7 protein-coding genes and 1 pseudogene are annotated in these 8,212 nt (G+C 61.6%); all 8 read right to left on the bottom strand.

Features of this window, described 5'->3' with window-relative positions; translation table 11 throughout:
- A partial coding sequence (gene lpxB, locus EN964_RS16960; protein ID WP_127276553.1) for a lipid-A-disaccharide synthase occupies positions 1–936 on the bottom strand: 936 nt, incomplete at its 3' end.
- A complete protein-coding gene (locus EN964_RS16955) occupies positions 929–1,846 on the bottom strand; it encodes an LpxI family protein (RefSeq protein WP_127268625.1) in 918 nt (305 codons plus the stop codon). The genes lpxB and EN964_RS16955, both read right to left, overlap by 8 nt.
- On the bottom strand, positions 1,818–2,651 hold the full coding sequence (lpxA, locus tag EN964_RS16950; protein ID WP_127268626.1) for an acyl-ACP--UDP-N-acetylglucosamine O-acyltransferase: 834 nt from the start codon (positions 2,649–2,651) through the stop codon (positions 1,818–1,820). Before lpxA ends, EN964_RS16955 begins: the two co-directional genes overlap by 29 nt.
- Before the next feature lie 13 nt (positions 2,652–2,664).
- A complete protein-coding gene (gene fabZ / locus EN964_RS16945; protein ID WP_127268627.1) occupies positions 2,665–3,132 on the bottom strand; it encodes a 3-hydroxyacyl-ACP dehydratase FabZ in 468 nt (155 codons plus the stop codon).
- On the bottom strand, positions 3,125–4,183 hold the full coding sequence (gene lpxD, locus EN964_RS16940; RefSeq protein ID WP_027036658.1) for a UDP-3-O-(3-hydroxymyristoyl)glucosamine N-acyltransferase: 1,059 nt from the start codon (positions 4,181–4,183) through the stop codon (positions 3,125–3,127). Before lpxD ends, fabZ begins: the two co-directional genes overlap by 8 nt.
- Positions 4,184–4,258: 75 nt before the next feature.
- Entirely contained in the window at positions 4,259–6,628 is a 2,370-nt protein-coding gene (gene bamA / locus EN964_RS16935; protein ID WP_127268628.1) for an outer membrane protein assembly factor BamA, read from the bottom strand.
- A 217-nt stretch (positions 6,629–6,845) separates the two neighbouring features.
- The gene (gene rseP / locus EN964_RS16930; protein ID WP_127273216.1) at positions 6,846–7,988 is read right to left on the bottom strand and encodes an RIP metalloprotease RseP; all 1,143 of its coding nucleotides are present in this window, start codon (positions 7,986–7,988) and stop codon (positions 6,846–6,848) included.
- Positions 7,989–8,092: 104 nt separating this feature from the next.
- Positions 8,093–8,212 (bottom strand): annotated as a pseudogene (locus tag EN964_RS16925) (phosphatidate cytidylyltransferase); the annotation flags it as partial.

Here is an 8,212-nt window from a genome sequence, read left to right as displayed (position 1 = left end):
GACGGAAACGAGGTACGGCGCCAAGACCCGCGCGACCGGGTCGAGCCTGTAGCAGGAAATCATCGGCACGCCGGCCAGCGCCAGTTCCAGCGATACCGTCCCGGACGCGATCAGCGCCGCATCGGCTTTGCCGAAAGCCTGCCATTTGCGCTGGGAATCGACGATGATCTCAGGCTTTTCATCCCAGCGGTTGACGGAGGATTTGACGAGCTCGGCGACATGCGGAACGGTCGGCAGCAGCAGCCGCAGGCGGTGGCCACGCGCACGCAGAATCGACACCGTCTCGCCGAACGGGTCGAGCAGCCGCCGTACCTCGCCACGCCGCGAACCGGGCAGGACGAGCAGGGTCTTGACGCGATCAGGAGAAAGGTCGCGCGGTAGTTCCTGCGCCTTGGCTGCGGCCAGCAAACCCGCATCGTGGGTCAGGCGATGCCCGACATAGGTGCCCGGTGGCCCGCCGAGCCGCTCGAGCTCCTTGACCTCGAACGGCAGGATGCAGAGGATGTGGTCGACATAGGGCTTCATCGCCACCGCCCTGCCCGGCCGCCACGCCCACACGCTCGGGCAGACATAGTGGATGATCGGAATCGACGGGTTGGCCGCACGCACCTTTTTGGCGACGCGCAACGAAAAGTCCGGACTGTCGATGGTGACCATGCAGTCCGGCTTTTCGTCGGCAACGGTCTTGGACAGTTGGCTGATCCGCCGCATCAGGCGCGGCAGGTCGCGTAGAACGGCGCTGAACCCCATCAGGGCGATCTCGCCGGCATCGAATGGCGAGACCAGTCCCAGCGCCTGCAAATGACGGCCGCCGAGGCCGACGAGTTGCACCTCGCGCCCCACAGCCTGGCTGAGCGAGCGCACTATGTCGGCACCGAGCAGGTCGCCAGACTCCTCTCCGGCAACGATTGCGATCTTCAATGCCCTGTCAGCCATTGCGCGGCTCCGTGGCGGCACGCAGGCCAAGGACGAACAGGCCAAGTGCATTGGCGCGCGCGATGGTTTCAGGACCTTCGAGGATCAGCGAGCGTCCCGCCTCGACGGCAATGCCGGCGAGTCCGGCCGCGTGCGCTGCCTCGACCGTCTGCGGACCGATGGATGGAAGATCGGCGCGCAGTTCCTGACCGGGCTTGGCGCACTTGACGAGGACGCCGCGGGTCTTGCCCGCAATACGGCCGTGGCCGCGCAGCAGCTTCGCACGATCAAGCAGGCCGGCTGTTCCTTCGATGCCTTCCAGCGCGATTGCCCGGCCGCCAACCGCGATCGCCGCCTGGCCGACATCCAGCGCCCCGATGGCCTTTGCTGCCGCAAGGCCTGCCTCAATATCGCGCCAGTCCAATTTTCGCGGTTCGGCCTTGGTCAGCACGCCTTCGGCGGCGACAAGATTCGGCACTACTTCGTGGGCGCCAACGACCTTTACTCCGCGCGCTTCGAGGCCTCGTGCCAAGACCTTCAGAAGACCATCGTCGCCACGCGCGAGCGCCATGACGACCAAAGGAATCACCGCGAGCAGGCTGAGACTGGGGCGCAGCGCAAGCAATCGCGGCCGGCGCTTGATCTCGCCTGCAAGCACCAGATGGGTGATCCGGTGCCGCCGCAGCAAAGGGACGAGCGAGCCTATACCTTCCAGAGCGAGGCTTTCGTGATCGTATCGGGAGAGTTCCGCGATGCGGTCGACCTCGCCTTCCATCAGGATGACGAAGGGCGGATAACCTTGTTCAGCCGAACCGGCCGCGACTTCGACCGGCAGACTGCCGCCGCCGGCAATGATGCCGACCCTGGAGCCCGGCGGAAGATCAAGACGCGCAGCCGCTGTCTCAGTCTTCGTCATCGACATCGTCGCCATCGCCGCCCTTGAGCGACGGCACAGCATAATGCCGCTTGCCGCGACTGCTGATGAAATCGATGATCTTCATGGCGGTCGGCGACGACGCGAACTCCGCCTTGGCGAACTCGATGTTCTCGCCAACGGTGCGGGAACGATCGAAGATCATCCTGTAAGCCTTGCGCAGTACAAGGATTTCGGACCTTGGCAGGCCGGAGCGCTTGAGGCCGATGATGTTGAGGCCGCGTAGGCTGGCGCGGTTGCCGACCGCTATGGCAAAGGGGATGACATCGCCGACGATCGCGGAGCAGCCGCCGAGAAAGGCGTTGTCGCCGATGCGGACAAACTGATGCACTGCGGTCAGGCCGCCGATATAGACATTGTTGCCGACCTCGCAGTGGCCGCCCAGCGTTGCACCATTGGCGAACGTCGCATTGTTGCCGACGACGCAATCATGGGCGATATGGGCGTAGGCAAGGAAATTGCCATTGTCGCCGACCGTCGTCTCGCCGCGGCTGGAATCGGTGCCGAGATGCATGGTCACGCCTTCGCGGATCGTGCAGTTCCTGCCGATGACCAAGGTGGTGCGACCGCCCTTGTGCTTGGTGTTCTGCGGCGGTGCGCCCAATGTCGCCATCGGATAGACCTTGGTCGAGGCACCGATCGACGTCGCGCCCATCACCGAGACATGACTGACCAGTTCGACGTCGTCGCCGATCACCACATCGGCACCGACATGGCAGAACGGCCCGATGCGTGCACCTTGGCCGATTTGGGCGCCTTCCTCGACAATGGAGGACGCATGAATGGATGTCTTGATTTTCATAAGCACTCGATCGTCAGTCGCTGGTGACCATCATGGCTGAAATCTCGGCCTCGGCCGCCTTGGCGCCGTCGACCATGGCTTCACAAGCGAATTTGAGCAGGTTGCCGCGTTTCTTGATTTTCTTGACATGGATCTTCAACTGGTCGCCGGGAACCACCGGTTTGCGGAATTTGGCGTTGTCGATGGTCAGGAAATAGACCAGCGACGGCTTTTCGGTACCCAGGCTGCGGATACAGATGGCGCCGGCCGTCTGCGCCATCGCCTCGACGATGAGCACACCCGGCATGACCGGCTGCTCAGGGAAATGGCCCTGAAAATGCGGCTCGTTTATGGTCACGTTCTTGATGCCGACGGCGGATTCGTCGCCATCGATGTCGACGATACGATCGATCATCAGGAACGGATAGCGGTGCGGCAGGAGCTTCATCAGCCCCATAATGTCGACTGCCTCCAGCGTCGTCGACGCGATCATGTCAGCCATTGCCTCCCTCGCCCTGTTTGCGGGTCCTGGCGAGCTTGCGCAGCATGGCTATCTCCCGCATGGCTTCCGCCATCGGCTGTGCCGGATAGCCGCCCCAGATCTCGCCTGCAGGGACATTGCTCATAAATCCACTTCTTGCGGCAAGCTTGGCCCCTGTCCCTATGGTCAGGTGATCCGCAAGCCCGACGCCGCCGCCCATGGTGACATTGTCACCCACGACCACAGAACCCGAAATACCCGAAAGCCCGGCTATTATGCAATTGCGGCCGATGCGGACGTTATGGGCGATCTGCACGAGATTGTCGATCTTGGTGCCCTGGCCGATGATCGTATCGGACATGGCGCCGCGATCGACGGTGGTGTTGGAGCCGATCTCGACATCATCCTGAATAACGACACGGCCGATCTGCGGCACGCGTTCTGGACCCTTGGCCCCGCCGACGAACCCAAAACCATCCTGGCCTATCCTCGCGCCGCCATGAATGATGACGCGATTGCCGATCAAGGCATACTGGATGCTGGCTCCTGGACCGACATAGCCGTCGCGGCCGATCTGGCAGGATTGTCCAATAACCGCATTTGGGGCGATGACGGTGCCGCTGCCGATCGAAGCACCTGGCCCGATCACCGCGCCGGCCTCGATGACGGCACCGGCTTCGACATGCGCGGTCGCATCGACATGAGCGTGCGGCGAGACGCCGGTTTCACTGGTCATTGGCCCTGGTGTCGCCGCCCTCGGAAACAGCAGACGCCCGATCAGCGCGAAGGCCTGTTGCGGACGCGGATGAATGAGAACGGCAACGCTTGCCGGCGCCTTGCCGGCAAATTCCGCCGGGCACAGGACCGCGGCTGCCCGCAGCGACGGCATCAGCGCGGAATTACGCTTGCCATCGACAAAGACGAGCGCATTCTCGCCGCCCTCGCTGGCAGGCGCGAGTGCTTCGATCGAAATATCGGAGTGGCCGGAATCGACGAGCACCGAGCCGGTCAGATTCGCGACTTCGCCCGCCGTATACCGGCGTGATGGCGCGAAGAACACCGGATCGGTCATTCCAGAAGCTATATCCAGCTAGGTCGGAACATTTCTCCCGGACCCTGAGGACCCGGGAGCATCGTTGGCCGCCGATCAGAAGCGGGTCGATATGCCGAAGTTGAATTCCTGCACGTCGTCGCGCGCTTCCTTCTTGACCGGGATCGCATAGTCGATACGGATCGGACCGAATGGCGATGCCCACATCAGGCCGAGGCCGACCGAGGCACGCAACTTCATGCCGACCGAGTCCTGAGTGACGCCAGCGGTGTCGACCTTGCTTCCATAGAGCGTTGCCGCGTCCGCGAAGACCGCGCCACGCAAGCCAAAGCTCTCCGGAATGACCGGGAGCGGGAACTGGGCCTCTGCCGACGCATTGAAATAGGTCGTGCCGCCGAGATGGTCGCCAGTAGCAGTATCGACAGGACCGATGCCGCCATAGGCGAAGCCACGGATCATGCGATCGGTGCTCTGGAACTGATCGAAAATCCGCAGACCATCGCTGCCGTATCCTTCAACATGGCCAGCGCCACCTGAAATGAGCCCGACCAGGTCGTACTGCTCCGACAGCGTCTGGTAGATGCTGCCGCGGCCCGTGACTTTCACGAACTTGGCATCACCACCGAGGCCTGCGACTTCCACGGTCGTGGTGGCATAGATACCCTCGTGCGGGCTCTTCATATCGTCGATGGTGTTGTAGACCAGCCCGAGGCTGACCGACGACTTGATCCAAGGGCTTTGTTCGATGCCGTCCAGGATAGCCGTGGAAACACTGCAACCGGGATCAGGAACCCCGTCGCCATTTGCATCGCAGCTGTCATCCAGCTCATATTTCTCTTGCGAGATGTTGTACGCCAACTGGGTCGAGATGCTGTCGGTGATCGGCAGACCGAAGCGCACCGTCGCACCCGTGGTATCGCTGTCGTAGTTGTCGTATTCCCTGGTCGACTTGAAGATGTCGAAGCCGGCGGCGATGCGCCGTCCGAGGAAATAAGGCTCGGTGAAGGACAGGCTGTAGTCGCGTGAATTCTTGCCGCCGCCCGCCGACAGCTTGATGAACTGGCCACGACCGAGGAAGTTGCGCTCGGTCACCGATCCTTCGACCGACGGACCGGCCGTGTCGCCACCGGTCGAATAACCAGCGCCCACCGAGAACTCGCCGGTCGATTTCTCGACCACATCGACCACCAGAACGACCTGGTCAGGCTGCGAGCCCGGCACGGTCGAGATGTCGACTTTCTCAAAGTAATTCAGGTTTTCCAGGCGCTTCTTCGCGCGCTGGATGAGCACCTGGTTGAAGGCGTCGCCTTCGCTGACATCGAACTCGCGGCGAATGACATAGTCACGCGTGCGATCGTTGCCGCGGATCTCGATGCGCTCGATATAGGCCTTGGTGCCCTGGTCGATCGTGTAGACGACCGAAATGGTGTGGTTCTCGAAATTCCGGTCGCCGCGCGGCGTGACCTGCGCGAAGGCATAGCCGGAACCGGCCACCTTCTCGGTCAGCGCGATGATGGAATCCTCGACGTTCTTGGCGTTGTAGACGTCACCCTTATGGGTCTCGATCACCGATTCCAGCGACTTGCCGTCGACTTCAGGGATCGAGCTCTCGACGCTGACATCACCGAACGTGTAGCGGTCGCCTTCCTGGACGGTGATGGTGACCGTGTACTTGTTCGTCGCGCTGTCGAGCTCGCCGACAGCAGACACGACCTGGAAGTCGGCATAGCCGTGATTGTAGTAGAAGCGGCGCAGCAGCTCCTCGTCCGCGCGCAGCTTGTCATCGTCATAGACGTCGTCGCGCAGGACGAAGGAAAGCCAGGACGAGCGCTTGGTATTGATGATATCCGCCAGGCGGCGGCTGGAATAGGCACTGTTGCCGACGAAATTGACCGCCGCGATCTGCGTGCGATCGCCTTCAACGATGTTGAAGACAACGTTTACGCGATTGTCGCCAAGCTGCATAACCTGCGTGGTCACGGTCACATCGTCACGACCAATGCGCCTGTATGCAGCCTTGACCGATTCCACGTCGGCATCGAGCGTCGCCTGCGAGAACGTTCCGCGCGGCTTCAGCTGCACCGCCGCCGCAAGTGCATTGTCCTTGAGCTTCTTGTTGTTCTGGAACAGCACCTGGTTGACCACCTGGTACTCGGCGACCTTGACCACCAGCGTCGAGCCGACCTGGTTGATCTGCACGTCCGAAAACAGGCCAGTTCCGAACAGTGCCTTGACCGCACCGTCGATATCGGAACTGGAGAAAGCCTTGCCCGGCTTGATGGTGATGTAATTGCGGATGGTCTCAGCGTCGATACGCTGGTTGCCGCTCACTTCCACTCTGCTGACGACAGCGGCTTCAGCCGCCGATGTGGCAACGAACTGCACTGCGAGCGCGCCTGGCACGACCATGGCCGCGGACAGGGTCACCGCGGACGCGGCGCTTAGAAACTTGGATGCTGCCTTCATCGGGCTTAATAACCTTTTCTCGTAGTCCCCACGGCGAGAAAACCGGACGTGCGGTAATTTCCCCTACCGTATTAACCGGATTTTCCCTACACGCAAGGCTTCTGGTTAATTTGTATTTACTTAACCCTGCGGCGTGGCTTTCGCGTCACTCATATCCCCTTGCATGGTAAACGGCGTCTCAACATCGTCCATGCAGAAGCCAAATTTCTTCATGATTTCAGCACCCAAACAGATCGTTCCAAAAAACGAACCCCATGAAGCACAGCACCAGAAGCAACCCGGCCCGATAGGCCATTTCCATCATCCGTTCCGACACCGGACGGCGAATGACAGCCTCCACCCCGTAGAACAAGAGGTGACCGCCGTCGAGGGGGGGAATCGGCAAAAGGTTCAGAATTCCGATGCCAACGGATAGCAGTGCAACCAGCTGCACCAGCCATTCGAATCCCAGTTTCGCAGCCCTGCCCGCCATGTCGGCGATCTTCACCGGACCGCCCAGCTGACATTTGTCTTCGCGCCCGACAACAAAGCGCTGCAGGAACTGGCCGGTGCGCTGGATGACGTGACCGGTTTCCTCGACCGCCGCCGCGACCGCTCCGACCGGCGTGTAGGTGATCAGCCTCGGCTGACCGAGTTCCTTGTTGTTGACGACACCGATCACGGCGACCTTGACCTTGTTGCCGAGCGCGTCTTCCTGTTCCATCAGCCGCGGCGCCGCGGTCACAGTGACCTCCTGGCCGTCGCGCAACATGACGAAGGTGATTGCGTCGTCGGCACGGCCCGAGACCAGGCGCTGGACGTCGCCAAAGGTTTCGACCTTGTTGCCGTCGACACTGACGAATCGGTCGCCGGGAAGGATGCCGGCCTTCGCCGCCGGGCTGTCGGCGGTCACCTCGGCCACCATGGGCTCGGCGACATAGCGGCCATAGGCGGTGAACAGCACGGAAAAGACGACGATCGTCAGCAGGAAATTGAACAATGGTCCGGCCACCACCGTTGCCGCGCGCTTCCAGATCGGCTGAGTGTGAAAAGCGACCTTGCGCTCGTCCTCGGTCAGCGTTTCAATTTCTTCCGACGTGGGCTGGCTCGATGTGGCGTTCATGTCGCCGACGAATTTTACATAGCCGCCAAGCGGTATCGCACACAGTTTCCAGCGCGTGCCGTGGCTGTCGTTGAAGCCGAAGAGTTCCGGGCCGAAGCCGATCGAGAAGGCCCTGACGCCGATGCCGCACCAGCGCCCGACAAGGTAATGGCCCATTTCGTGGACGAACACGACTACGGTCAGCACGAAGAGGAATGGCACCAGCGTGCCGAGGACAAAGCCTTCTGTGCTGAAAAGCGCGTGAAGAATCTCGTTCAAGACAAACCCTCAAATTCTTCCACGGCGCAGACTGCGCCGTGACTGTGACACCAATCCGGGCGAATCCAAGGCGCACCGCGCAAAGGACCCTGAAATGACATCGCTCAAACGGGAAACAGACCCTGCGCCGGATGATCGGCGTTCGCCGAAATCCAGCCGATGACGTATAGGGCGAATGCCGCTGCGACAAGCCCATCGACGCGATCCATGACGCCGCCATGGCC

It is taken from the genome of Mesorhizobium sp. M7A.F.Ca.CA.001.10.2.1, from assembly GCF_003998575.1.
Classification (GTDB): Bacteria; Pseudomonadota; Alphaproteobacteria; order Rhizobiales; family Rhizobiaceae; genus Mesorhizobium.
Note: the sequence above shows the minus strand (reverse complement) of the source record. Positions and strands in the feature narration are given on the sequence as shown.

What these genes read in the sequence shown, in the direction of transcription:
- fabZ (WP_127268627.1), bottom strand. Translation starts at nt 3,132, where the DNA reads ATGGCTGACATGATCGCGTCGACGACGCTGGAGGCAGTCGACATTATG.
- EN964_RS16955 (WP_127268625.1), bottom strand. Translation starts at nt 1,846, where the DNA reads ATGGCGACGATGTCGATGACGAAGACTGAGACAGCGGCTGCGCGTCTT.
- bamA (WP_127268628.1), bottom strand. Translation starts at nt 6,628, where the DNA reads ATGAAGGCAGCATCCAAGTTTCTAAGCGCCGCGTCCGCGGTGACCCTG.
- lpxD (WP_027036658.1), bottom strand. Translation starts at nt 4,183, where the DNA reads ATGACCGATCCGGTGTTCTTCGCGCCATCACGCCGGTATACGGCGGGC.
- lpxA (WP_127268626.1), bottom strand. Translation starts at nt 2,651, where the DNA reads ATGAAAATCAAGACATCCATTCATGCGTCCTCCATTGTCGAGGAAGGC.